The organism is Hydrosulfovibrio ferrireducens (assembly GCF_046883345.1).
GTDB classification, from domain to species: Bacteria; Desulfobacterota; Desulfobulbia; order Desulfobulbales; family Desulfurivibrionaceae; genus Thiovibrio; species Thiovibrio ferrireducens.
In genome coordinates this window covers 22,217-46,553 of the sequence record NZ_JALKCW010000008.1, presented here as the reverse complement: position 1 = coordinate 46,553, position 24,337 = coordinate 22,217, and the positions used below count along the sequence as shown (strand labels likewise).

At 58.2% G+C, this 24,337-nt stretch carries 25 protein-coding genes; 17 read left to right on the top strand and 8 right to left on the bottom strand.

The window, feature by feature from the left end; translation table 11 throughout:
• Positions 1-55: 55 nt before the first annotated feature.
• Positions 56-1,123 carry a tRNA 2-thiouridine(34) synthase MnmA gene (gene mnmA, locus MWR57_RS02585; protein WP_423123223.1) on the bottom strand — a complete coding sequence of 356 codons (1,068 nt, stop codon included), beginning with the start codon at positions 1,121-1,123 and terminating at the stop codon, positions 56-58.
• Between the two features lie 28 nt (positions 1,124-1,151).
• Between mnmA and MWR57_RS02580 the strand changes: the two genes are divergently transcribed.
• The 3 genes from MWR57_RS02580 to MWR57_RS02570 all read left to right on the top strand — a co-directional run bounded on the left by MWR57_RS02580 (position 1,152) and on the right by MWR57_RS02570 (position 3,613).
• Positions 1,152-2,372, top strand: coding sequence for a peptidase U32 family protein (locus tag MWR57_RS02580; protein ID WP_423123222.1), 1,221 nt, complete (start codon positions 1,152-1,154; stop codon positions 2,370-2,372).
• A gap of 180 nt (positions 2,373-2,552) precedes the next feature.
• Positions 2,553-3,056, top strand: a complete 504-nt coding sequence (locus MWR57_RS02575) for a hypothetical protein (protein ID WP_423123221.1) — start codon at positions 2,553-2,555, stop codon at positions 3,054-3,056.
• An 8-nt stretch (positions 3,057-3,064) separates the two neighbouring features.
• Positions 3,065-3,613, top strand: a complete 549-nt coding sequence (locus tag MWR57_RS02570) for a DUF309 domain-containing protein (RefSeq protein ID WP_423123220.1) — start codon at positions 3,065-3,067, stop codon at positions 3,611-3,613.
• On the opposite strand, the gene MWR57_RS02565 is transcribed toward MWR57_RS02570, so the two are convergent.
• Positions 3,607-3,984: a response regulator gene (locus tag MWR57_RS02565; RefSeq protein ID WP_423123219.1), complete on the bottom strand. Its 378-nt coding sequence runs from the start codon at positions 3,982-3,984 to the stop codon at positions 3,607-3,609. The two genes, MWR57_RS02570 and MWR57_RS02565, sit on opposite strands and share 7 nt — an antisense overlap.
• Positions 3,985-4,231: 247 nt before the next feature.
• On the opposite strand from MWR57_RS02565, the gene MWR57_RS02560 reads away from it, so the two are divergent.
• From MWR57_RS02560 to MWR57_RS02550, 3 genes are read left to right on the top strand one after another with little or no spacing between them, the layout of a single operon-like run.
• Positions 4,232-5,245, top strand: a complete 1,014-nt coding sequence (locus tag MWR57_RS02560) for a hypothetical protein (protein WP_423123218.1) — start codon at positions 4,232-4,234, stop codon at positions 5,243-5,245.
• A complete protein-coding gene (locus MWR57_RS02555; protein ID WP_423123217.1) occupies positions 5,232-5,798 on the top strand; it encodes a P-loop nucleotide/nucleoside kinase family protein in 567 nt (188 codons plus the stop codon). Before MWR57_RS02560 ends, MWR57_RS02555 begins: the two co-directional genes overlap by 14 nt.
• A complete protein-coding gene (locus tag MWR57_RS02550) occupies positions 5,795-6,229 on the top strand; it encodes an NIL domain-containing protein (protein ID WP_423123216.1) in 435 nt (144 codons plus the stop codon). The genes MWR57_RS02555 and MWR57_RS02550 overlap by 4 nt, the downstream gene beginning before the upstream one ends.
• Before the next feature lie 240 nt (positions 6,230-6,469).
• On the opposite strand, the gene MWR57_RS02545 is transcribed toward MWR57_RS02550, so the two are convergent.
• The gene (locus tag MWR57_RS02545) at positions 6,470-8,458 is read right to left on the bottom strand and encodes an ASKHA domain-containing protein (RefSeq protein WP_423123215.1); all 1,989 of its coding nucleotides are present in this window, start codon (positions 8,456-8,458) and stop codon (positions 6,470-6,472) included.
• 200 nt (positions 8,459-8,658) lie between these two features.
• Positions 8,659-8,814 carry an RCKP-type rubredoxin-like domain-containing protein gene (locus MWR57_RS02540; protein WP_423123214.1) on the bottom strand — a complete coding sequence of 52 codons (156 nt, stop codon included), beginning with the start codon at positions 8,812-8,814 and terminating at the stop codon, positions 8,659-8,661.
• Positions 8,815-9,099: 285 nt separating this feature from the next.
• Between MWR57_RS02540 and MWR57_RS02535 the strand changes: the two genes are divergently transcribed.
• The 5 genes from MWR57_RS02535 (at position 9,100) to MWR57_RS02515 (ending at position 13,988) form a co-directional block, all read left to right on the top strand.
• Complete coding sequence (locus MWR57_RS02535; RefSeq protein ID WP_423123213.1) at positions 9,100-10,254, top strand: M20/M25/M40 family metallo-hydrolase; 1,155 nt, start codon at positions 9,100-9,102, stop codon at positions 10,252-10,254.
• Between the two features lie 217 nt (positions 10,255-10,471).
• The gene (locus tag MWR57_RS02530) at positions 10,472-11,278 is read left to right on the top strand and encodes a ParA family protein (protein ID WP_423123212.1); all 807 of its coding nucleotides are present in this window, start codon (positions 10,472-10,474) and stop codon (positions 11,276-11,278) included.
• On the top strand, positions 11,275-12,165 hold the full coding sequence (locus tag MWR57_RS02525; protein ID WP_423123211.1) for a ParB/RepB/Spo0J family partition protein: 891 nt from the start codon (positions 11,275-11,277) through the stop codon (positions 12,163-12,165). The genes MWR57_RS02530 and MWR57_RS02525 overlap by 4 nt, the downstream gene beginning before the upstream one ends.
• 111 nt (positions 12,166-12,276) lie before the next feature.
• Positions 12,277-13,071, top strand: a complete 795-nt coding sequence (locus tag MWR57_RS02520; protein ID WP_423123210.1) for a dihydroorotate dehydrogenase electron transfer subunit — start codon at positions 12,277-12,279, stop codon at positions 13,069-13,071.
• Positions 13,068-13,988 (top strand): dihydroorotate dehydrogenase, encoded by a 921-nt coding sequence (locus MWR57_RS02515; protein ID WP_423123209.1) that lies wholly within the window; start codon positions 13,068-13,070, stop codon positions 13,986-13,988. Before MWR57_RS02520 ends, MWR57_RS02515 begins: the two co-directional genes overlap by 4 nt.
• A 138-nt stretch (positions 13,989-14,126) precedes the next feature.
• On the opposite strand, the gene MWR57_RS02510 is transcribed toward MWR57_RS02515, so the two are convergent.
• Positions 14,127-14,432 carry a GIY-YIG nuclease family protein gene (locus MWR57_RS02510; RefSeq protein ID WP_423123208.1) on the bottom strand — a complete coding sequence of 102 codons (306 nt, stop codon included), beginning with the start codon at positions 14,430-14,432 and terminating at the stop codon, positions 14,127-14,129.
• A gap of 168 nt (positions 14,433-14,600) precedes the next feature.
• Positions 14,601-15,188, bottom strand: a complete 588-nt coding sequence (locus MWR57_RS02505) for a histidine phosphatase family protein (RefSeq protein WP_423123207.1) — start codon at positions 15,186-15,188, stop codon at positions 14,601-14,603.
• Positions 15,189-15,512: 324 nt separating this feature from the next.
• Here MWR57_RS02505 and MWR57_RS02500 point away from each other — a divergent pair, with 324 nt between their 5' ends.
• From MWR57_RS02500 to aspS, 6 genes are all read left to right on the top strand, one after another.
• A complete protein-coding gene (locus tag MWR57_RS02500) occupies positions 15,513-17,198 on the top strand; it encodes an FG-GAP-like repeat-containing protein (protein ID WP_423123206.1) in 1,686 nt (561 codons plus the stop codon).
• A gap of 249 nt (positions 17,199-17,447) precedes the next feature.
• Positions 17,448-18,710 carry a porin gene (locus MWR57_RS02495; RefSeq protein ID WP_423123205.1) on the top strand — a complete coding sequence of 421 codons (1,263 nt, stop codon included), beginning with the start codon at positions 17,448-17,450 and terminating at the stop codon, positions 18,708-18,710.
• Between the two features lie 154 nt (positions 18,711-18,864).
• On the top strand, positions 18,865-19,104 hold the full coding sequence (locus MWR57_RS02490) for an AbrB/MazE/SpoVT family DNA-binding domain-containing protein (RefSeq protein WP_423123204.1): 240 nt from the start codon (positions 18,865-18,867) through the stop codon (positions 19,102-19,104).
• Positions 19,101-19,511, top strand: a complete 411-nt coding sequence (locus tag MWR57_RS02485; RefSeq protein WP_423123203.1) for a PIN domain-containing protein — start codon at positions 19,101-19,103, stop codon at positions 19,509-19,511. Before MWR57_RS02490 ends, MWR57_RS02485 begins: the two co-directional genes overlap by 4 nt.
• A 171-nt stretch (positions 19,512-19,682) precedes the next feature.
• Complete coding sequence (gene hisS / locus MWR57_RS02480; protein ID WP_423123202.1) at positions 19,683-20,969, top strand: histidine--tRNA ligase; 1,287 nt, start codon at positions 19,683-19,685, stop codon at positions 20,967-20,969.
• 223 nt (positions 20,970-21,192) lie between these two features.
• On the top strand, positions 21,193-22,977 hold the full coding sequence (gene aspS / locus MWR57_RS02475) for an aspartate--tRNA ligase (protein WP_423123201.1): 1,785 nt from the start codon (positions 21,193-21,195) through the stop codon (positions 22,975-22,977).
• A gap of 52 nt (positions 22,978-23,029) precedes the next feature.
• Here aspS and MWR57_RS02470 read toward each other — a convergent pair whose 3' ends face one another.
• Both MWR57_RS02470 and MWR57_RS02465 read right to left on the bottom strand, forming a co-directional pair.
• On the bottom strand, positions 23,030-23,443 hold the full coding sequence (locus tag MWR57_RS02470; protein WP_423123200.1) for a HEAT repeat domain-containing protein: 414 nt from the start codon (positions 23,441-23,443) through the stop codon (positions 23,030-23,032).
• Positions 23,444-23,596: 153 nt separating this feature from the next.
• Complete coding sequence (locus MWR57_RS02465) at positions 23,597-24,289, bottom strand: HAD-IA family hydrolase (RefSeq protein WP_423123199.1); 693 nt, start codon at positions 24,287-24,289, stop codon at positions 23,597-23,599.
• Positions 24,290-24,337 lie beyond the last annotated feature (48 nt).

Genomic DNA, 24,337 nt, shown 5'->3' with positions numbered 1-24,337 from the left:
GCATCGCTCTCAGTGTATCTTTTTTCCGCTGCGGCTGCCAGACACAAATTTCGCTTCAGCGCGCAATCTCGCCGCATCCCAGAACTTCCTCTCCCTCATAAAAAACCGCAAACTGGCCGGGGGTCACGGCCCGCTGCGGCTCGGCAAAAGTCAGCCGCACCCCGGTATCAAAGCCAACGATCTCTGCCTGGCAGGCTGGATGCCGGGAACGGATTTTCACCGCGCAGACATGGGGCAAGGATGGGGGATGGCCGCGCAACCAATGCACAACCGGCAGCACCATCTCCCGCTGCCAGAGATCCGCGTCCTTACCGACCACCACCACGTTGCGCTCCGGATCAAGCGTTGCCACATACCAGGGGGTGGCGTCCGGCAGACCCAATCCCCGCCGCTGGCCGATGGTATAATGATGGATGCCCGCGTGTTGCCCAAGTTCCTTGCCCTGCAAGGTCAGCATCGGGCCGGGTCGCCCTTGCCCCGGGGAATGAACAGCGAGAAACTCCGCCACCGACTGGTGCTTCAGAAAACAGATATCCTGACTCTCCGGAGTATCCCGAAACGCCAAGCCAAAACCGGCGGCCAGCTCGTACACCTCCTCCTTCCGGAAATCCCCCAAGGGAAAGCAGAGGCGGGCCAGTTGCTCCTGCCTGAGCAGCGCGAGAAAATAGGATTGATCCTTTGTGGGGTCAATCCCTTTGAGCAACCGATACCCGGCTTCCCCTTCCCCGCTGATCCGGACATAATGGCCGGTGGCCAGCAGATCCGCCCCAAGACCCTCCCGCGCCCGATCCAAAAGCAGGCCGCACTTGATGGTGCGGTTACAAACCACGCAGGGGTTGGGGGTTTTCCCGGCAAAATAGCCGGCGCAGAAATAGTCCACCACCTCCCGTTGGAAAGGTTCGGCCAGATCCACCACGGTCAGGGGAATCCGCAAGAAATCGGCCACCGCCCGGACCCGCTGCAGTTGCTCAGCCAGATCGGGCTGGGCCAGGGCCATGAAAACGCCCTGCACCCGCGCCCCCTGTTGTTGCAACAGGGCGGCGGCCACCGAAGAATCAACGCCGCCGCTCATGGCGACAACAATATTTTTTTGGTGTATAGTCGTTGCGAAACGCTCTGCCATCCGATCCCCAGCACGAAAAGGCTTGTTGATGAAACTCCCGGAACTTCTTGCCCCAGCAGGCAATTTTGAAAAGATGCAGACCGCCATCCACTACGGTGCGGATGCAGTCTATCTCGGCGGCAAGAAATTCAGCCTCCGGGCCCATGCCACCAATTTCAGCGACGAGGAAATCGGCCAGGCCACAGCCTATGCCCACGAGCGCGGTGTCCAAGTATACACCACCCTCAACATCTTTGCCCACAATGACGATCTTGCCGACCTGCCCGAGTATCTGGCCGCTCTGCAAGAGGCCAAGGTGGACGGGCTGATCATCTCCGATCCGGGCATCCTTGCCGTGGCCCAACGGGTGGCGCCGGAAATCCCCATCCATCTCAGCACCCAGACCAATGTTACCAACCTGGAAAGTGTCCGTTTCTGGGTGGGCCAAGGGGTGAAACGGCTCAATCTGGCCCGCGAGCTTTCCCTGGCCGAGATCACCCAGATCCGGCAGGCCACCGGGGCGGAGCTGGAGATCTTCGTGCACGGGGCGTTGTGCATCTCCTATTCGGGCCGCTGCCTCTTGAGCCTCTATCTCACCGGCCGCGACGCCAACCAGGGCAACTGCGCCCATCCCTGCCGCTACCACTACCGGCTGGAAGAGGAAAAACGGCCGGGCCAGTTCTTCCCGGTGGAGGAAGACAGCCGCGGCACCTATATCTTCAACGCCAAGGACCTCTGCCTCTTGCACCGCCTGCCCGATTTGATCCGGGGTGGGGCGGACAGCCTCAAAATCGAGGGGAGGATGAAAAGCGTCTACTATGTGGGGGCCATAACCCGCCTCTACCGGGCAGCCCTTGATTACTGGGGTGCGCAGGGGCTTGACGCCGCCCTGCCCGAATCCTTCCGGGAGGAGTTGCTGAAAATCGGTTCCCGCGGCTACACGGAAAACTTCTTCGACCAGCCGCCAAGCACAGCCGACATGCTCTACGACGGCCCCATGATCAGCTACGACTATGCCCCGGTGGGCATCGTCCGCCAGGCAGGCACCCAGCCGGTTATTGAGACCCGCAACCCCATCGCGAAGGGCGACCGGGTGGAATACCTGGATCGCGGCCTCAACAACACCGCCCACACCGTGCTTTCTCTCTCCGGCCCAAACGGCGCCCACCTCACCCAGGCGAACCCGAACAGCCTTATCACCCTCACCCTTGACCCAGCGCCTGCAGTCTGTGAGAACAACGGTCTTTTTCGGAAAAAAATGGCCTCCTGAACAAATAATGCCTATACTTGAAAAAACATGATGGACTCGCAACAACGGTGCTTTGACAGGCTCAGCACGAACGACAAAATCAATAATTTCAAATAACTACCGTTCGTGCTGAGCCTGTCGAAGCACCGTTGTTATTGTCACAGGTTCCATCAATCAAATCACGAGGAGCGTCCCTTCGCCATGCAGCACATTCTGAGCATCGTTATGATCCTGATCGGAGCAGTGGTCATGCTCTTCAGCTTCCTCAAGGCCCGGGAACTGCACATCCTCACCCCCTTCATCCCCGAGCGCAGCAAACCGCCGATCATCCGCTCCCTGCGTCTGCATCGCGGGCTGATGTTTTTTTTCCTGCTGATTTACTGCCTGGTGGCCGGGATCTTTTTCCTTGATCTCCCCTTTGTCGGCGAGTTCCTCGTCGGCCTCGTCTTTCTGTCCGGGGCGATCTTCGTTCTCCTTGGCCTCCACGTCCAGATCAGAATGCTTCTTGAGATTAAAAACACCCTGCACGGCCTGTTGCCCATCTGCGCCTCCTGCAAGAAAATCCGCAGCCCCGATGGCGATCCCCATGACCCGGCCGCGTGGAGTAGCGTGGAAGCATTCATCTCCGCCAAGGCCTCGGTCGATTTCACCCACAGCATCTGCCCGGATTGCCTGAAAAAACTCTACCCGGATCTCTATAAATAAGTATCGCCATGAGTTCTCCTCGCTTTGAGCCGTTTCAGGACCGCCTGAGCCGCGATATCCGCAATGGGCTTTCCGCGGCCCTGCCCCAGGCCTTGGCCCAGAATGATCTTGCCCCGGTCCGCGCCGTTGCCGCCCGATATCTGCACCCGGGGTTGGCCGCGCCCTATGTCGCCTATATCGAGGCGAGACTGGCGGGGTACGCCTTGGCCCTGACGACCATCAACCGCACCAAGGCCCTCACCCCCCTAGCCAAGGCGCTGGTGCTGTGGGATTTGGAGCTTTTTTTCGAGGTCCACGAAATTCTGGAACAGGCGTGGCATGGGGCGCATGGCGTGGAAAAAGAGATTCTCCAGGCCATGATCCGGGCGGCGGGCTTTTATATCAAAGGGGAGTATGGGTATTTCGAGGCAGGGGCCAAGATGGCCGATCGGGCCGTGGCAACACTCGAAAAAAACCGGCGGGAGTGCGCCGGTTTCGATGTGGATACGCTTTTGGAGAGTTTGCGCGGCTTGAATCCAATTCCGCCCAAGCTATTGCGGCAGGATCAGTCTCAGTGAATGACCCGATTGATTTTTCGTTCGAGAATCTCCATGGTAAAGGGCTTGAGGATCAACTCATCCACCTTGAGCTGCACGGCCATGCTGATCTTGGCCGTGGTGGCCTCCGCCGTCACCATGATAAAGGGGATGTCTTTCAACACCTCGCTGGAGCGTATCTCACGCAGCAACTCAAACCCGCTCATCACCGGCATGTTCCAGTCGGAAATGACCAGATCTATCCTCGTGGCATGCAGGATTTTTAAGGCCTCGCTGCCATCCGGGGCTTCGTGAATATTGAAAAACCCCATCCCTTGCAACTGGATCTTCATGATATTGCGGAGTACCGCCGTATCGTCCACAAGGAGGATCTCTCTGTTCGCCTGGGTCATTTTTCCTTTCCCCTGTGATAACGTGGTTGCAGGCTGCTCTCACTTATCTTCTCGGCCTGATTCGAAAAAGATATGAAATATATTTTCAAACCACGCCGGAGCAACTGTGGCTGCCAGCGCCTTTGCCGAGTTACTGCTCCATGGTTTACGGAAATAAATGATTCTGTTATGATCAGCACTTTTCGTGTGCTGTCTGTGCGATATTCCCGCCGAATCTCGGCATAAGCCCTACCCGGGAGGCTTTCTCATGGCTGATTCAACCTTGCCGCCATTCATCCAGGCCCTGCTTCAATCCGACGCATACCCGCATCCCGCGCCGGAAATAACCCTGGTGCAAACCCATATCTCCTATGTGCTGCTGGCCGGCGACTTTGTCTACAAGATCAAAAAACCCGTTGATTTCGGCTTTCTCAACTTCACCGCCCTGGAACAGCGCAAGCATTTTTGCGAAGAGGAGCTGGTCCTCAACCGGCGGCTGTGCCCCTCCCTGTACCTTGGCTTGGCGACGATCACCGAGCAGGGCGGGACCTTTTCCCTGGACGGCCCCGGCACCCCGGTGGAATACGCGGTGAAAATGGCGCGGATGCCGGAAGAGCGGATGATGGCCAAGGTCATCGCCCAGGGCGGGCTCACCAAGGATATCCTCGATAGAATCATCGGTATTCTGGTCCCCTTTTACGCCAAGGCAGAGAGCGGCCCTGCCATTGAACAATTCGGCACGGCCCAGGCGGTGAGCGTCAATGTGCTGGAAAATTTTGAGCAGACCCAGGGATTTGTCGGCTGCGCCGCCCTGAGCCAAGGGCAGTTCGAGGCAATCAGCGGCTACGCCCGCGATTTTCTCACACATGAGGATCTCTTTGCCGGTCGCATCGCTGCCGGGAGGGTCCGCGACTGCCACGGCGACCTCTATTCCGCCAATATCTGCCTGGCCGACGAGATCTACATCTACGACTGCATCGAGTTCAACCAGCGGTTCCGCTACTGCGACGTGGCCAGCGACGTGGCCTTTCTGGCCATGGATCTCGATTTCCACGGCCTGCCCGAACTTTCCGCGTATTTTGTCGAACGATTCTGCCGGGCTGCGAACGACACAACCCTGCTGCCCATGCTCAACTTCTATAAATGCTACCGGGCTTATGTGCGCGGCAAGATCGGACTGTTTACCGCCCATGCCCCGGAGGTTGATCCAGCCACCGCCGAGAACTGCCTGAACCAGGCCAAAAAATACTTCGCCCTGGCTGAGCGCTATGCCGCAGCCTGAGCTGTTCATCTTTTTCGGCCTGATCGCCACGGGCAAGTCCACCGTAGCCCAGGCCTGGGCTACGCGACGCACGCTTCGCTATTACAACTCCGACGTGGTGCGCAAAGAGCTGGCCGGTCTCTCCCCGCACGCCCGCCAGCGCGAAACCGCGGATCAGGGGATCTACACCAGCGAGTTCACGGCCAAAACCTATGGCGCCCTGCTCGAACGGGCCGAACATGATCTGGCCCAAGGCCAAGGCGTGGTGCTTGACGCCTCCTACCAGCGCAAGGCCGACCGCGACCAGGTGCGGATGCTTGCGCAGCGGTTGGGGGTTCGGCTATACTGTGTGCTCTGTGTCTGTCCGGAAGAGGAAATGAAGCGACGCATGGCCCAAAGGGCTCTTGACCCGCAGGCGGTATCGGACGGGCGCTGGGAGATTTACCTGAAGCAGAAAGAGCGGTTCGAACCCCCGGCTGAACTTGCCCCGGGGCAGCTCATAACCCTGTCAACCGATCTGCCGGTGGAGACTGTTTTAGACCAGCTTTCCGCCCACTTGGAGGCGCAGCCATGAATACGAGAATCTATGTTCTGAAGTTTCCCAAGGAAGTCATCGACCAGCCCATCATCAGCAATCTGGTCAAGAAATACGACCTTGAGTTCAACATCCTCAAGGCCACCATCCTGCTTCAGCAGGAAGGGGTCATGGTCCTCGAATTCCTCGGCCACAAGGCCAATGTCAAGAAGGGCATCGCCTATCTCAACGAGATGGGGGTAACGGTAAAAAGCATGGCCGGCAATATCCACCGCGATGATGAAAAATGCTATCAATGCGGGGCCTGCACCGGCGTCTGCCCCACCGGCGCCCTCTCCCTCCACCGGCCCGACATGGCGGTGCTGTTCGACGAGGAAAAATGCACGGCCTGCGGCCTCTGCGTCTCCGTCTGCCCGGCTCGGGCCATGGAGGTTTCCCTCAACGGCAGCGTGGCGGAGCTGGCGGCTTAGCATGTAATTCCATTTCTAAATCAAAACGAGCTTGTCGGCAGGAGCGGCTTCAGCCGCGAAACCACAGGACATCGCGGCTGAAGCCGCTCTTACAGTGTCTTGGTTTCACGGTTGAAATGGAAATAGAATACCCCCGTTCGCGGTGAGCCTGTCAAATCGCTGCTTCCCTTGTCACGCCCGTCCTTCGACAAGGGCTCAGGCCGAACGACTTCATCTCGTTGCCTACCCCCCCCGTGCATACTAATCCCTGCGAATCTCCGCAATCCTCTCCGCCACGAGGGGGAAGCGGCCCAGGTCCGTATGGGGCAGAAAATGGGAGGCAATGTACTGCTCCTGAAACACCGGCATCTCCGAAAGCTCGAAGCTGGTCATCTTCCGCACCACCTCCACCACATCCCGTCGGATATGGTTGCTCATCTCGCTCATCCAGGCGCCCATGAGCGAGCCGTTCCCCACATAGAGCACCCGGCTGGCGTCCACCTGGGGCAGCAGCCCCACGGTCATGGCCGAATCCAGATCGATATAGCTGCCAAAAGCGCCTGCCAGGATAACCTGCTCGATATCGGTGATGGCCAGCCCCACCTGCTCCACCAACGTGGTGATCCCCGCATAGATCGCTGCCTTGGCCCGGATGAAGTTTTCGATATCCACCTCGTTGATCACGATATCGTGGTCCGCGCCCGCCTCTTCCCGCCAGACCAGGACATACTCATAGCCGCTGCGCCCTTCCCGGATCCGGTCCGTGGCCAGATCCCGCCGGAATTTGCCGCTTCTGCCCACCACCCCCTGCTCGAACAGGGTGGCGATGATGGCCAGCAGACCCGAGCCGCAGATCCCCACCGGCGGTTTGTTGCCCAAGGTGATGTTCATCGGCTCAAGGGTCTGGGGGTTGAGGCTGAAATCCTCGATGGCGCCAAGGGCCGCCCGCATCCCGTGGGTAATGCCGCCGCCCTCAAAGGCAGGACCTGCGGAGCAGGCCGCGCACACCAGCCATTCCCGGTTGCCCACCACGATTTCCGCGTTGGTGCCGATATCGATATACAGGGTGACCAGTTCGGTGCGGTACATGCCCGAGCCCATGACCCCGGCGACAATGTCGCCTCCCACATAGCTGGAAATGGACGGGTAGACCAGGGCCACGGCGGAGTGCGGCAGATTGATGCCCAGGTCGGTGGCGCGGATGGGCGGCAGAAAGGTGGTGACCGGCACATAGGGCGCGCGGCGGATGTTGTCCGGCTCGAGCCGGAGAAGCAGATGGGTCATGGTGGTGTTGCCAGCCAGGGTAATGGAGGTGATTTCCTCCCGGCTGATGCCGCCTTTTTCCCCGCTGTCCGCCGGCCTGGCCTGGGACAGCAAGGTGTCGAGGATGCTGTTGATGGTGGTCACCACCAGCTCCTGCATTTTTTCCAAGCCCTCCTTTTTTTCCGCAAAGATGATCCGGGAGATCACATCCTCGCCGTACCCGAGCTGGCCGTTGTATTCCCCGGCCCGGGCCAGCACCTTGCCGGAGTTGAGATCCACCAGCACCCCGTACACTGAAGTGGTGCCGATGTCAAAGGCCAGGCCGAAGCTGCGGTGGGTCCAGTCGCCGCCCTGGATGTTGGTGAGATAGGATTTACCCGAAACATTCACCGGCCGGGCGCAGGTAACGGTGATGCGGAAATCGTCTTGCCGCAGTGCCTTGCGCAACATCCGCAAGACCGCAAGATTGAACACCACCCGGTGTTCGTCGTGCCGGCTGCTGAGCAGATGGATAACCCGGCCGGCATCGGCCATGTTGTCCCCCGCGGTTGGCGGAGGAACATCCAGGCAGAGCTTTACCACCGGGGGAACAAACATCCCCTGCTCGCGAAGCGCTTCGATGTCGTAGACATGCATCCGGGCCCGATGCCTGAGCGGCACCGCTGTTCCCAAGCCCCCGCTTTTCAGGCCGGACGATTCCGGCACCCGAATGACGGCATCGCCGGCAATTGTCGCCGTGCAGGCTTGCCGGTAGCCGCTCTCCCTCTCCTGCAGGCTGAACTTTTCGCTCAGTCCCCCCGCAACCTCGCCCTTTTCTATGATCACCTTGCATTTGCCGCACACCCCACTGCCGCCGCAGGAGGCATTGATATGGATGCCCGCCTCCCGGGCCGCCTTGATGATGGACATGCCCGGCCCGGCCTGCACGGTACGGCCGCTGGGCTCAAAAACTATGGTGTGGGTCGCCTGACTCTCCGCCTCTTGCATTTCCCAGCCCCCTTGTGCCTGCCCGAATGCTTCTTCCCGCGACACTCGCGCGTCGCTGCGCCTGATCTTTCATATCCTATACGGGGGCGCGACTTCCTGCAACGACCGTTTACAACATCACCTCTTCGCAATTGCCCACAAAAAAAGGCTCCCGCGCTTTAGCAGCGGGAGCCTTCGCAGAAACCATTTTCTCGGGACGGCTATTTTTTGGCCTTGCAACCGCAGCCGCAACCGCCTCCGGAGGATTTCTCCTCTTGCTTGATCAGGCATTCGTTGCCGCCGCATTGGGAGCATTTCTTTGGCTTGCACCTGCCTTCCTTGGTTGCCCCGCACTTTTCACATTTAAATATCGCCATGATGCCACCTCCTGTTGCGTGTTAATCGTTTACGGTAAGAAAAGACGTTCTTCCTGCCGCAATATGCCTTCCTTGTCCCGCTTTGTGCCCGGGATTGCACCTCCTGCCGTTTCAGGAGATAAATTTCTCGCTTGGGCGCGGCAGGTGCATTATTCTTTTTCTGAAAACTCCGGCAGCGGCCGTAAGTGGATTATTAGGTCCTGCTCTCCCCCTGTCTCTATTAGGAATTATTATCAATAATAGCCTGTTTCCTGCTGCCGTGCAACAATAAATTGAGGGCACCCCATGAACATCAACAGCGAACGCCTCGCCACGGTCTTTACGGCCATGTGCTCCATAGACAGCCCTTCCGGGGAAGAAGCCACGATGTCGGCCTTCCTGAAAGATCTCTTTGCGCAGGAATTTCCCGAAGCGACCATCGCCGAAGACGACTCCACCCGGGCAACGGGCTCCGACGCCAACAATCTGGTGATTCACTTTCCCGGCACCCTTGCAGGAGAACCTATTTTTTTCAATTGCCACCTGGACACCGTTGAGCCTGCCAGGGGGGTCCGAGTCCTCCGGGAAGGCTCCAGATTTTCCAGCGCGGGGGACACCATTCTCGGCGGAGACGACAAGGCCGGCATCGCAATACTCATCGAGGCCATCCGGTGCATCAAGGAAGCACAGCTTTGCCATCTGCCCTTCGATTTAGTTTTCACCACCAGCGAAGAGATCGGCCTGCGCGGCGCCAAGGCCCTGGACCTTTCACTGCTGCACGCCAAAGAAGGCTACGCACTGGACAGCTCCGGGGTCGACCTGCTCATTATCGGCGCTCCCGCTGCCAACCATTTCCGGTTCACCGTTACCGGCGCGGCAGCCCATGCCGGCTTGCACCCGGAGCGGGGGATCAACGCCATTCAACTTGCCGCCCGCTGCCTTGCCGACCTCCCGCTGGGGCGCATTGACGAAGAAAGCACCGCCAATATCGGCCGGATCTCCGGCGGCACGGCAACAAATATTATTCCGGAAACCGCTGTGGTGGAAGGAGAGATACGGAGCCATTCTCCGGAAAAACTCGCCCGATACTCCACACAGATCCAAGACACCATCCAAGGCGTCATCGACAGATGGACCCCCGGGCCCGGCGCACACCTCGCTTCCGGGGTCCGCCCCCGCCTCGATTTTCAAATCAGCCAGGAATACCCGGCCATGCACCTGGACCGAAACGCCTCGGTCCTGAGACGGGTTGACAAGGCCGCCGCCCTGTTGCAACGGGAAATTCGCTACGAACGGGCCGGCGGCGGCAGCGACGCCAACATCTTCAACGGAAAAGGAGTGCCAACCGCCATCATCGGCATCGGCATGGATCATGTGCACAGCACCGACGAAACCATTGATCTGCGCGACATGGAACGTACCGCCGAGCTGGTAATCGCCATCCTAACCACCCAGGATTAAAGAATAAATCCACAAATGTTCCACGTGAAACATTCCCGGGCGAAAAAGAAGCGCCTCGCCGCGAAAAAGTAAGCGACCTCCCCATGCAGAGTATGGTACTATGCCCAACAGATGGGGCCGGAACACAGCTTTTCCATGCCCCCACACGCAACATGCCCGCGACGAAAAATCTGGCGAAATTCGGCCGGAAACCCGCATCAGGTGGAGGTTTTCAAGCATGGGATATGACGCAAAAATTATTGCCCTGGCCAATCAAAAAGGAGGCGTGGGCAAGACGACCACCGCGATAAACCTGGCGGCCTCCGTGGCCCTGCTGGGGAAAAAAGTCCTGGTGGTGGATTCGGACCCCCAAGGGAACACCTCCAGCGGGCTGGGGGTGAGCCGCGCCGAAGGCGGAACCCACCTGTACCATTGCTACATGGGGGAGGCCGAGACGGCAGCGGTTGTCCAGCCGGCGGCGGGGGTAAAAAAACTTTCGGTTCTTCCCACCCACATCGACCTGATCGGGGTCGAAGTCGAACTGATGAGCGCGGTAAAGCGCGAACGCTATCTGGGCAATCTCCTGGCTCCGGTCCGTGGCGAGTACGACTACATCTTCATCGACTGCCCCCCCTCCCTCGGTTTGTTGACCATCAACGCCCTCACCGCGGCGGACACGGTCCTCATCCCCTTGCAATGTGAATATTTCGCCCTTGAAGGCTTGAGCCAGTTGGTTCGAACCATTCGGTTGGTGAAAAACTCATACAACAAGAACCTTGCCATCGAGGGTCTCCTTCTGACCATGTACGACGGCAGAAACAAATTGACCCACCAGGTCGTCACCGAGGTGAAAAACCATTTTCAGGATCGGGTCTATGAGACGGTGATCCCCCGCAATGTCCGGCTCAGTGAGGCGCCGAGCCATGGCCAGGCGGCGATCGTCTACGACAAACGCTCAACCGGAGCACTGAGTTATTTGCAGCTCGGGAAAGAGTTTCTCCGCAAGCAGCCGAAGGCTGCGGCAAAAGAGGGAGTGAAATCATGATAAAAAAAACAACCTCGGCTCTTGGCAAGGGACTCGACGCCCTGCTGCCTTCCAGCGGCTCCGATGGCCGGGAATACTTCTTGTGCCCCATTGACGCCATTGAGGCCAACCCGAATCAGCCAAGAAAAGATATTAATGATACGGCCCTGGCCCAGCTTTCCGCTTCCATCCAGGAAAAAGGGATCTTGCTGCCTCTGGTCGTCTGCGAGCATGGCGGAAAAGGGCGTTACCAGATCATCGCCGGAGAACGGCGATGGCGGGCCGCTAAAATGGCGGGGCTGGACGAGGTTCCGGTTCTGGTGAAAGACGTCACCCCCTTGGATCGCCTTGAGCTCGCGCTCATCGAAAACATCCAGCGTCAGGACCTGAATCCCCTGGAAGAGGCGGAAGCCTACCTTCGGTTGGTAAAGGAATTTCACCTGACCCAGGAAGAGGTGGCAAAACGGGTGGGCAAGGAGCGTTCAACCGTGGCCAATGCCCTGCGGATAAACCAACTGCCCGATTTTGCCAAGGAGGATCTGGCCCGCGGCACCTTGAGCATGGGGCACGCGCGAGTATTACTCAGCGTCGGCGACGAGACATCCATGCGCGAGGTCAGAAACGAGATTGTCGAGCAGGGACTGAACGTTCGACAGGCGGAGGCTTTGGCCCAGAAACAGAAAAAGAAAATGGCCGGCGCAGCCAGTGGGGCAAAACGTGCACCACGGAAATCAGCCAATGAATTGCCGGAATCCTATTGCAAGTCCCTGGCCAACGGGCTGATCAACTACCTGGATACCAAAGCGCGGATCATCCAAAGCGGTACCCGGGGAAAAGTGGAAATCGAATACTATTCCCACGACGACCTTGAACGGGTGTTGTCTCTTATCCTTCCCGGACAAAAATAGCTTTACTTTCAGATGGTTACCTAATAAACCCTGCCGGAAAACCCTATAGAGGACGCCAGGCAAGGACGCAGGGAAGAATATCCCCGTGAAGTAAAACAACTTGGAATGCGCATGAATCAATTTGAAGAACAGGCCGAAATTATCCGGCAGGAAGAACTCACCCCGGAGATATTCCGCCTCACCGTGAAAGCGCCGGAAATTGCAAGCCACGCCCTTCCCGGCCAGTTTGTCATGGTCCGAACCGCTCCCTGTTACGATCCACTTCTCCGGCGGCCCCTGTCCATCCACCAGACCATTGGCAACCAGCAGGTTCAGCTCCTCTACAAGGTTGTGGGCAAGGGCACCCGGATGCTCGCCGCAATGAGGCCTGGTCACACCCTGAACCTGACCGGGCCGCTTGGCAACGGTTTTGCTTTCAAGAATCGACCGGCGATCTGCCTGATTGGCGGCGGCATGGGGATTGCCCCCCTGTATTTTCTCGCCAGAGAGATCCTGCGCGTAACCACGCCGCCGAAATGTGTCGTTTTGCTCGGCGGTCGCACAGCCGCGGAACTTGGCCCCCTGCCAAGGGATTTCAAGGATATCGGCATGACGGAAATCCATAGTGCCACCGACGACGGAAGCCTTGGGCACCATGGCTTTGTGGCAGAACTCCTCCCAAAACACCTGGACTCCGGCCATGACTGGACGGTCTGCGCCTGCGGCCCGCATCCGATGATGAAGGCGGTGGTTGGCCAGTGCCGGCAGCAGGGCTGGCAGTGCCAGGTTTCCCTGGAAACCATGATGGCCTGCGGGATCTCGGCCTGCCTCGGCTGCGCGATCCCCCGGGCCGACCTCTCCGGCCCCTATCTGCATGTCTGCAAGGACGGCCCGGTTTTCAACGCCGAGGAGGTAGCCTGGCTATGAACCAACCGGATCTGCGCGTCACCATCGGCGCCCTCGTTTTCAAGAATCCCGTGCTCACCGCCTCCGGCACCTTTGGGTATGCCAAGGAATTCGCGCCCTTCGTCAATCTCCATCATCTGGGCGGCGTGGTGGTCAAGGGCATCTCGCTGGAACCGCGTCGGGGGAATCCTCCGCCCCGCATCGTGGAAACCGCCGGAGGCATGCTCAATGCCATCGGTTTGGAAAATGTGGGCGTTGACCGCTTCATTGCTGAAAAAATGGACTACTTGCGAGGGATCGGCACCAGGGTGATCGTCAATATCCTGGGCGATAGCCTGGAAGAGTATCAAACCCTGGCTCAGCGGCTCAGCGAAGTGGAGGGGATCAGCGCCCTTGAGGTCAATATCTCCTGCCCCAATGTGAAAAAAGGCGGGGTCGCCTTTGGCACCGATCCGGCAATGGCCGAAGCCGTTACCAGGGCAGTATGCGCGCACACCACCCTGCCGGTGATTGTCAAACTCTCCCCCAATGTCACCGACATCACCGCCATCGCCAAGGCCGTGGAGGCTGGCGGAGCCCAGGCGGTTTCCCTGATCAACACCCTGCTCGGCATGGCCATCGACATCCGGAGCCGCAGGCCGAGGCTGGCCAATATCGTGGGGGGGCTCTCAGGCCCGGCGATCAAGCCCATTGCCCTGCGCATGGTCTGGCAGGTGGCCCAGGCCGTGAAGATTCCGGTGATCGGCATCGGCGGCATCACCACCACGGAGGATGCGCTGGAATTTCTCTTGGCAGGCGCCACGGCCATCGAGGTCGGCACCGCGAACTTCGTCAATCCTCGGGCCAGTGAGGAGATTGTCGAAGGGCTTGGGCGTTATGTGACGGAGAATAGGCTTAATGGGATCAGCGAGGTGATTGGGGGGCTTGTTCTGGACTGATTTTTTGTGTGGGGAAAAGCACCATTCGACAGGACCCTCCTGAACTTGCCGAAGGGCTCAGGACGCAAGGAAAAATCACATCTGCGGTTCGACAGGCTCACCACGAACGGAAGAATCAATCGATAAAAAAAAGTCCGCTCATCCTGAGCCTGTCGAAGGATCGCCCTTTTTCCTTCGTCGCGCCAAGCGAGCAACCTCCTGCCAATCACCGCGCATCATGGCTTCTTTTTTCTTGCGATTCCAACCCTTAATTTGTCGTTCCGCCGACAAAGCCTCTTCACGCGTGGAACAGTCCTGAGACCAAGCAAGCTCAACCGGTAAACGGGTCGCGGTGTATCCTTCGCATTCTCCGTTCCGATGTAGAACGATGCGATGTTCAAGATCATCTGTATGCCCAGTGTAATAACTCCCATCAGCGCAACGGAGGATGTACACCCAAAACATGACGAACCTCTCAAAACTGTTTGCATGGTGCTTCGACAAGCTCAGCACGAACGGAAAACTCCATCGATGAAAAAATCCGTTCGCCCTGAGCCCTTCGCCTTCGCTCAGGAGAGCCTTGTCGAAAGGCTGCCTTAAAATCCCCCAGAAAATACAGAAGACAAAAAGACTTCAAAACTCCACCGTCACCCCAGCAAAATCATCACGAACCAACCTCGCCACCTGTGCATTCCCCACCTTAATCGCCCGAAAATCCCCAAGAGGCCGCGCCAGATAATGCAGCAGCAGCGCCCGGACCACGATCAAATGGGTTACCACCAGCAGGTTCTGGCCGGGATACTCGCGAAAGAGTGACTCAACACAAGCCACTGCCCTCCCCTGCACCGCACCGATGGTCTCGCAACCCTCCACAGAAAATCCGGCCGGGTCGGCAAGCCAGGTTGGATATTCAGGCCCGAACCTGGCCCGAATCGCCTCTTTTGTCAGTCCGTCCCAGTGGGGAATATTGATCTCGTTCAAGGACTCTTCCGTTACTATCGGCACACCAAGCATCTCCCCGACAATCCCCGCCGACTGCCTGGTCCGCGCCAGAGGTCCGCACACTATCCTGCCAATGCCGCGGCCGGCCAGCATTCGCCCAACATTCGCCATCTGGGCCGCACCCTCGGGATGCAGAGGCTCCTGGGTACGGCCGGCAAAAACATCGTTCTTGTTGGCCGCGGTCAGGCCGTGCCGGATGAGATAGATAGTGGTTTTCATGTGTGCCCCTTTTGCAAAAATCCAAAACCACCCTGCGACACGACACAGGGTGAACGGTGTCCATCTAAAAGCATGCAGTTTTTCCGTTCGCAAAGAGTCCTCCGCAAACTCAGGAGAGCCATGGCGAACACAAACACGATTTTCCGCAGGGCCTCGGGCTGCCTGCCAAGCGGTGCTTGTCGTAGTGTGCAAAAGTCCTGTACACACAACCCCGCAACCATCCGGCTCTACAAAAAACTCTTGCCCTCCCGCGATTCTTCGGAGTAAGCTCCAGGCTTTAAACTTTAAGGAAAATCTCTCTTCTTTTCAATAAGGAAACCGGTCATGTTCAAACACACCACCCGCACAGTTCCGTTCCTGCTCGCCGCACTGCTCTTCGCCATGCATCTTGTGCTGCCGACGATCGGGGCGGCCCAAGCCGGGCGCATAGCCTTTCTGCCCTTCAAGGCCAATGCCCCCCAGGACATGAGCTATCTCACCACCGGCATCCGGGACATGCTTGCCAGCCGCCTTGCTTCAGAGATCGGCCTCACCGTAATCGACAAGACCGCGGTGGACAAGGCTCTGGCCGCTGCCGGAACCCCCGCTCAGACCGAGGCGTTTATCAAGCTAGGCAAGAGTCTCCAGGCCGATTTTCTGGTGACCGGCAGTCTCACCGCCATGGGCAGCAGCCTCTCGCTGGATGCCAAGGTTTTTGAGATGGCCAAGGGTGCGCCGCGGAATTTTTACGCCACAGCCAAGAACGAAAGCGAAATCATCCAAAGCATCGACTCCCTGGCCTGGGATATAAGCGAAAAAATATTTTCCCACAAGCGACCGGCCACGGCGCTGGTCCAGCCCCAAGCCGTCGGGCAGGCAGTTGCACAACCCCAGCCGCAATATGCCACCGCCCATCCGGAACGCGCCTTTGCCAGCCGCACCGGCACGGGCGGCGGCTCGCCCTTTATCTACCCAAAGGGCATCACCAGCGAATTCCAGAAAACCCAGAACATGAAGCTCTCCCTCCAGTTCATGGAGATGGCCGATCTTGACGGCGATGGCCAGGACGAGGTCATCTTCGCCGACAACGACTCAGTGCAGATCTTCAAGCGCGACAATAATCGGTTGAGCAAGGTCGGGCAGATTCCCGGCAAGGTCGGGTACCGCATCCATGCCATCACCGTGGCGGACCTCAATAAAAACGGCAAGCCGGAAATCTATGTCAGCGCCGCGGATGCGAAACAGCCGCACTCTTTTGCCTTCGAGTGGCTTGGCGCGGATAAGGCCACCTATCTTTTTCAGGGTATCAGGTGGTATGTCCGAGCCATGGCCGTTCCCGGTGAGGGGGGGGTGCTGGCCGGCCAGCGGGCCGATTCCGACAAGGCCGTGGCCCCCGGTATCTACCGCCTTGAGCAAGCCGGCGGCGCGGTGAAAGCAGGCAGTCCCATGGAGGTTCCGGACAGCGTCAATCTGTTTGAGTTCACCATTGCTGATCTGGACAACGACGGCAGCCGGGAGATCATCTCAATCGACCAGTACGACCGGCTCCGGGTAATGCGCGCCGGCGGCACCGTCCTCTGGAAAAGCGATGAATTTTACGGCGGCACCACCCGCTTCATCGGCGGCACAGAGGCCTTCGGAGCAGCCAAGGCCAGCAGTCAGGAAGGCTCGGCCCGCATCTATATCCCCTCACGGATCATCGTTTATGACGTAAATGGCGATGGCCAGCAGGACATCATCATCAACAAGAACCTCTCCACCTCCTCGCGCCTCTTTGAAAACATGAAGAACTATCCCTCTGGCGAGATCCACGCCCTGAGCTGGAACGGCATCGCGCTGTCCGAGCTGTGGCGGACCAGAAAGATCGACGGTTATATCGTGGACTACCTGTTGCGCCCCAATGCGGACAAGAAGGGCGCGGAATTGCTGGTCGGCCTGATTCTGAGCAGCAGCTCGCTTGATCTGTTCGCCGAACAGACCTCTACCATGCTCATCTATCAACTGGATTTCAGCAAAAAGCAGGAGCAGTGAACCGGCGGCTGTAAGTAATGTACCCGGCGCGCAAAGGAGAGCTGACCCCGCTCCCTCTTGCGGTAAAAAAAATTACACCGGGGTAAAAAAAACTTGACATTGTCTTTGCTAATTTGCTTTAACGAACTTGAGTCTTTTTTTTATTAACACTTATCAAGGAGATAAGAGATGAAAAAAGTATTATCCACAGTAGCAGCGCTGGGCCTGGTCGCGGGACTGGCTTCAACTGCAGCAGCCGTTGAGTTCAAGATGAGCGGCACGTATCTGGTCGAGGGTGCCTACCTTTCCGATTCACGCGGCGCAGGTCTTGATGTTACCGAGGCTGCGGGCGAAAACAGCCCGTCTGATGCGTACTTTATGCATACCTTCGAGATCAGGCCGACCATGAAGGTCAACGACAAGATCACCATGGCAGCGAATATCCGGGTGGCGGATGACACCTTCTGGGGCGGTCAGGCCGGTGGCGATTTGACCAGCAACTCGACCACCACTGCCGGTACCCACAATGATTTTTATGTCCATCACCTGTACATGGACTATGCCTCTCCCATCGGCAAGATGCGCTTCGGTCGCACCCCGGCCGGCCCCTACGGCACAAGCTACTTGGACCCTGATTCACGCGGTGACCGGGTTATGCTGTGGCCGTCCTTCCTGGCAAGCGGCCCGGTGTCCACCCTGTTCTTCATCCAGAAGATTACGGACGCCGCACGAGACCTTACTGCCCCAGACGCCACCCATCAGAGCGATGAGGATAGCACCAAATATGTCGGCCGTGTGTACTACAAGACCGCCAACTTGGATTCCGGTCTGTCCTACGAAGTTACCGATAATCAGGTTACAAATACTGCGGATGACGTGAAGCAGGCCGTGATCGTCTACGGCAAGTACAAGATGGACAACTTCTTTGCCAACGGCGAGGTGCAGCATTTCTTCGGCAGCAAGGATTATGACCATGCGCTGGTTGCCACCGCTGATCAGGATTATGATTCTTGGGCTGCCATGCTGCAGGTCGGCGCCAAGTTCGACGCCCTGACCCCGAGCCTCATGTACTTCTATGCCCAGGGCCAGGAAATGAACGAGAACGACATCGAGAACCACCTCGGTACCGCCGGCACTGGCGACCTGTTCGAGCCCCTGTACATCCTCACCGGCCGTCATACCGGCATGCTGAACAACGACATTTACAGCGGCGGTGTTGGTTCCAACATGCGCAACATGAGCGCGGCTGGCATACATGCCGTTGTTGCTGCGGCTGACTATGCGGTTTCCAACCAGTTGAGCCTGCATGGCGCTATCGCTTGGGCACAGGCCGACGAAGAGCAGGTTGTGGGCCAGGATGACGAGTACGGCTGGGAGTACAACATCGGTGCGGCCTACAAGCTGCTCGACAACCTGACCTACGAGGCGCATTTCGGCTATCTCGATACCGGTGATTTCTTCAAGTCCACGCCCACCACCGACGACACCGAGAATGTTTATATCCTGACCCATCACCTGACCATGACCTTCTAATCGTGCCCATGCCTTGCGCATAGCACCTTAGTTGAAGCTGTTCACATCAAGCCCTGCCGGAATTTCCGGCGGGGCTTTTTTTGCGTATTGACAACCACGCCATAATTCATTACCCTAAAGTAATGAATTGTAAAAAAGTAAGGGGGGCGGCGCAATGGCTACAGCAACAGTCACCAGCAAAGGACAGGTCACCATACCAAAAGAAATACGGGATTACCTCAAACTCAGGACGGGCGGGCGGCTTGAATTTTTAGTCGATCCGCAGGGGAGTGTGCGCATTGCCCCAGCAACGGCAGAGGCGCACCAGCTCAAAGGCATGATTGCTCCCGCAGGGAAGACTGTCAGCCTTGAAGACATGCAGGCAGCCATAGAACAGGAAGGAGGAAGGTCGTGACAGGGCTCGACACAAATGTCCTGGTGCGATACATCGTCCAGGATGATGCCGAACAGTCATTGGCAGCCACCGCGCTTATTGAAGGCGGGGAACACGCTGGAGAAATTTTCTTTATCAACCAGATTGTTCTCTGTGAGGTGGTTTGGGTTGTGAAACGCTGCTACAGCGGTGACCGGGAAGAGATTGGGCGAATGGTTGAACAAATCCTGCGAACCGCCTCGTTTCGGGTTCAGCGTTCGGCAGAGGTTTGGAGTGCCCTCAATATCTACCGGAAAACCACAGCGGATTTTGCCGACTGTCTCATCGCCTGCGGCAATCAGGCCGCCGATTGCCGGGAAACCGCCACCTTTGACCGACAAGCCGCACAAACAGCAGGATTTCGCCTCGTTTCCTCCCCGGCACAATAGAGCCGCTGTTTCCCCCCTGTTTTTTGACGTTCCTCTCTCTCCCCTCATTTCTTGACAATTCCTCAGAGGTGAGATAAGAATACCTGTTTTTCGGCCATTTTTCTCGGATTGGCGCATTTTCCACGGCGAAAACTCCGGGTGTTTTTATCTTCGGTGCAGGTGAGGCACGCAATGACCATTCAGGCCCTGAAAGGCTTTAAGGATATTCTCCCCGACGAGGTTCGGGTTTGGCAGCATGTCGAGGCAACGGCTAGGGACATCTTCCAGCGCTTCGGCTTCACCGAGATCCGAGTGCCGATATTGGAAAAAACCGAGCTGTTCGCCAGATCCATCGGCGAGGCCACGGATATCGTCGAAAAAGAGATGTACTCCTTTCCCGATCGCAACGGCGATTCGGTCACCATGCGGCCGGAAGGCACCGCCTCGGTGCTGCGCGCCTTTATCGAACATGGCCTCCAGGCCAAGCTTCCGGTGCAGCGCCTCTATACCATCGGCCCCATGTTCCGGCACGAACGCCCCCAGAAAGGGCGGTTGCGGCAGTTTCACCAGATGAGCGTCGAGGTGCTGGGGTTGGATCATCCCCGGTTGGATGCCGAACTCATCGCCATGGGCTGGCTGATTCTTGAAGAGCTGGGATTGACCACCAGCCTGCAGATCAACTCCCTGGGCTGCCCGGCCTGCCGTCCGGCCTACAAGGATGGTCTAGTGGCTTTCCTCGCCGCACGCAAAGAGCATATCTGCGAGGATTGCCAACGCCGCAGCCAGACTAATCCGCTGAGGGTACTGGACTGCAAAAGCAGCCATTGCCAGGAGCAGTATACGGCCGCGCCTGCCATTATCGACCATCTCTGCCCGGGTTGCGCCGAACATTTCCGCAAGACCAAGGAAAGCCTTGATCTCCTGGCGGTTCCCTATGCGGTGAACCCGTTCATGGTTCGCGGCCTGGATTACTACACCCGCACCACCTTTGAGCTGATCACCGACGCCCTGGGCGCCCAGAGCGCGGTGGGCGCGGGGGGGCGCTACGACGGGTTGGTGGAGCAGTTGGGCGGGGCCAAGAACATGCCCGGCATTGGTTTTGCCATGGGCATGGAGCGACTGGTCCTGCTGCTGAGCCAGCAGAACGCCGGAGCCTGTCCTGAGGCCGCTACAGACCTGTTTGTCGCCGCCCTGGGCGAGGAAGCCGCGGTGCAGACCTTCCCGCTGGTGCATCTGTTGCGGCGCAAAGGACTGCAAGTGGCCATGGACCTTGAAGGCAAGAGCCTGAAAAGCCAGATGAAGCAGGCGGACCGGGCCAAGGCGCGCTTTGTGCTCATTCTGGGCGAGGAAGAGCTTGCCAAGGGCGAAGCGGTGCTGCGCGACATGGACAGCAAGGAGCAGCAGCAAGTGGAGCTGGCGGGGTCGCAAGAGGCCTTGTGCGCGATGTTGATTACGGCTGTCGCACAGAGAAAACAATAAGGCTCGACAGAAGCGGGATTGTCTGCTTAACGAGCAGCATCCAAAAATTCCCTCACCCCTTGCGGGGGAGGGCCAGGGTGGGGGGGATTTGCCATATCTGACACTGCCTGCAACGTCACCCACCCCCAACCCCTCCCGTCAAGGGAGGGGAGTACAATGCAAAACCGAAATAACTTTGAGTTGTTCACTTTTCATTTTTCACTACCTATAAAGGAGCAGTCCTATGGAATCCATGGGAGGACTCAAACGTACCCACCACTGTAACGCCCTGACCCACGCCGATGTCGGCAAGGAGATCGTTCTCATGGGCTGGGTATTGCGGCGCCGCGACCATGGCGGGGTTATCTTCATCGATCTGCGCGACCGCTGGGGTCTTACCCAGGTGGTGTTCAACCCCGAGATCAACGCCGAGGTGCATGCCAAGGCGCACAACATCAGAAGCGAATGGGTGCTTGCCATCCGGGGCATAGTTGAAGCCCGGCCCGACGGCATGGTCAACCCCAAGCTGGCCACCGGCGAGATCGAGGTGCGGGTCTTGGAGCTGCGCATCCTCAATCAGAGCAAAACCCCGCCTTTTCCGCTGGACGAGGAAACCGAGATTTCCGAGGGATTGCGCCTCAAGTACCGCTACATCGACCTCCGCCGCCCCAACATGGCCGAGGGCCTCATCATGCGGCACAAAGCAGCCCAGGCCATCCGCACCTATCTCAACAACGAAAACTTTTTGGAGATCGAAACCCCGGTGCTCACCCGCTCCACCCCGGAAGGGGCCAGGGATTATCTGGTGCCGAGCCGGGTCAACCAGGGCAAGTTCTTCGCCCTGCCCCAGTCGCCGCAGCTCTTCAAGCAGCTTCTGATGGTGGCGGGCATGGACCGCTATTACCAGATCGTCCGCTGCTTCCGCGACGAGGATCTCCGCGCCGACCGGCAGCCCGAGTTCACCCAGGTGGATATGGAGCTCTCCTTTGTCGAGGAGGAGGACATCTACACCGTGGGCGAAGGGTTGATGCAGCTTTTATTCAAGGAGACCATCGGGTTGGAGCTCAGCCTGCCCTTCCCGCGCATGACCTATGAAGAGGCAATGAATCGCTATGGCTGTGACAAGCCGGACACCCGTTTCGGCCTGGAGCTGATCAGCCTCACCGAGGAGGTGCGCAATTGCGGCTTCCAGGTGTTCCGCACCGTGGTGGAAAAAGGCGGCATGGTCAAGGCCATCAACGCCAAGGGATGCGCCCATTTTTCCCGCAAGGATCTTGACGATCTCACCGGATACGTGGGCAATTTCGGGGCCAAGGGGCTGGCCTGGGTCAAGGTCAAGCCGGAGGGCGAATGGCAGTCGCCCATTGCCAAGTTCTTCTCCGACGAGGAACGGGCAGGGATGGCCAAGACCCTGGGCGCTGAGACCGACGACCTGCTCTTTTTCGTGGCCGACCAGCCCAATGTGGTGCACCAGGCATTGTCCGAGTTGCGCCTTGAACTGGGCCGCCGCCTCAACCTCATCAACAAGAAGCAGTTCAACTTCCTCTGGGTCTGCGACTTCCCGCTTCTCGAGTACGACCACGAGCAGAAGCGGCATACGGCGGTGCATCATCCCTTTACCGCGCCCAACGAGGAAGACATCCCCCTCATGGACACCGAGCCGGGCAAGATGCGCAGCCGCGCCTACGACTTGGTGTTAAACGGCACCGAGATCGGCGGCGGCTCCATCCGCATCCACCAGAAGGCGATGCAGGAACGGGTCTTTGCAGCACTGGGGATTTCCGAGGAGGAGGTCACGGACAAATTCGACTTCCTGGTCAAGGCGCTTGAGCTTGGCGCGCCGCCCCACGGCGGCATGGCCTTTGGCTTGGACCGCTTGATGATGATTCTGCTGGGCCGCGACTCCATCCGCGATGTCATCGCCTTTCCCAAGACCCAAAAGGCAACCTGCCCGCTCACCGATGCCCCCTCGGCAGTGGCACGAAAACAGCTCACCGAGCTGGGGTTGCGGCCGGACTGGAAGGAGTAGGGAGAGGAGCAAGGCGAAAGGAAAAAGGTTTACGGAACACGCCAAAAAACCTTTATCCTTTCGCCTTGCACCTCGCGCCTTGCTCCGCGAGTATATCTCGAACCATCTCCCGGATCTGCGGTTCCGGATCATCGGCCAGGGGCTTGATATACGCCAGCGCCTCGGGGGTGCCGATGATGCCCAGCAGATTCACGGCCTCGCCGCGCATCCACGGGGTTTCCTCGGCAAGAATCGGAAGCAGGGCAGGGATGGCCAAGGCCACCTCCTGCTCCCGAATCTGCTTCAGCTCTTCAAACAGCACCGCCATCCCCATCCGCACCATAAAGCGCTCGTCGCGCAACAGCTCGCCGCTGAGCGCGTAAAGAGAAGTGTCCTGCTTGAACATGGCCATGATGTTTTCCACATGGCCCATCTCCAAAAAATCGGCGATAACCGCGATCAATTCCGTCTGTTCTTTTTTGTGCATGGGTGTTCCTTTGGAGAAAATGGGCTGGTAACAACAGCCCTTCGACAAGCTCAGGGCGAACGGATGTTTAACGTATTGATATTCCGTTCGTGCTGAGCCTGTCGAAGCACCAGCTTGAAACAAATTCCGAACGGCGCCAAATCCATCGATCTTTCACCTTGCACCTTTCTCCTTACTCGTTTCGGGGATAAGTTCCTTGAAGGTAACCACCGAGAGGTAATCCTCCGAGTGGGCAACCGGCTTGCGGCTGCTGGGGCGGGCGACAAAGATGAGAACCCCCATGCCGTAAAGCCGGGCCGAGGCCAGCACCTTTGCGGTGTCATCGGCCAGCATGGTTCTTTTTTTATCATAGCCCAGCATCGCTTCCAGCCCCTGCCAGAAGACGGGGTCTTCCTTGGCCATCCCCACCTCCTCGGCGCAGATGATCCGGTCGAAATAACCGGCCAGTGCGGTTTTTTCCATCTTGATGGCCAGGGTCTTGCTGTGGGCGTTGGTCACCAGATAGATCTTCTTGCCGGACTTGCGACAGAACCTGAGAAAATCCACCACATGGGGATGCACCCCAATGAGGTGGTTGATCTTCATCTTGAGAGCCGGGATATCGAGGCCCAGTTCATTGGACCAAAAATCCAGGTCGGTCCAGGCCAGGGTGCCTTCCCGCCCCTTATAGCGGGACAGCAGTTCAAGCCTGGCCTCGTCAATGGAGAGATCGTGCTCCAGGGCATAATGCTCCGGCACATAATGCTCCCAGAAATAATCGTCGAAATGGCGGTCCAGCAGGGTGCCGTCCATGTCCAGCAGGACCGTGTCGATTGCCTGCCAGTTCAGGATTGGTGTTTGTGTCATTTAATATGCTCATCAGGCCCAGGTGCGTGTGCGCCTTTGCCTTTTTTT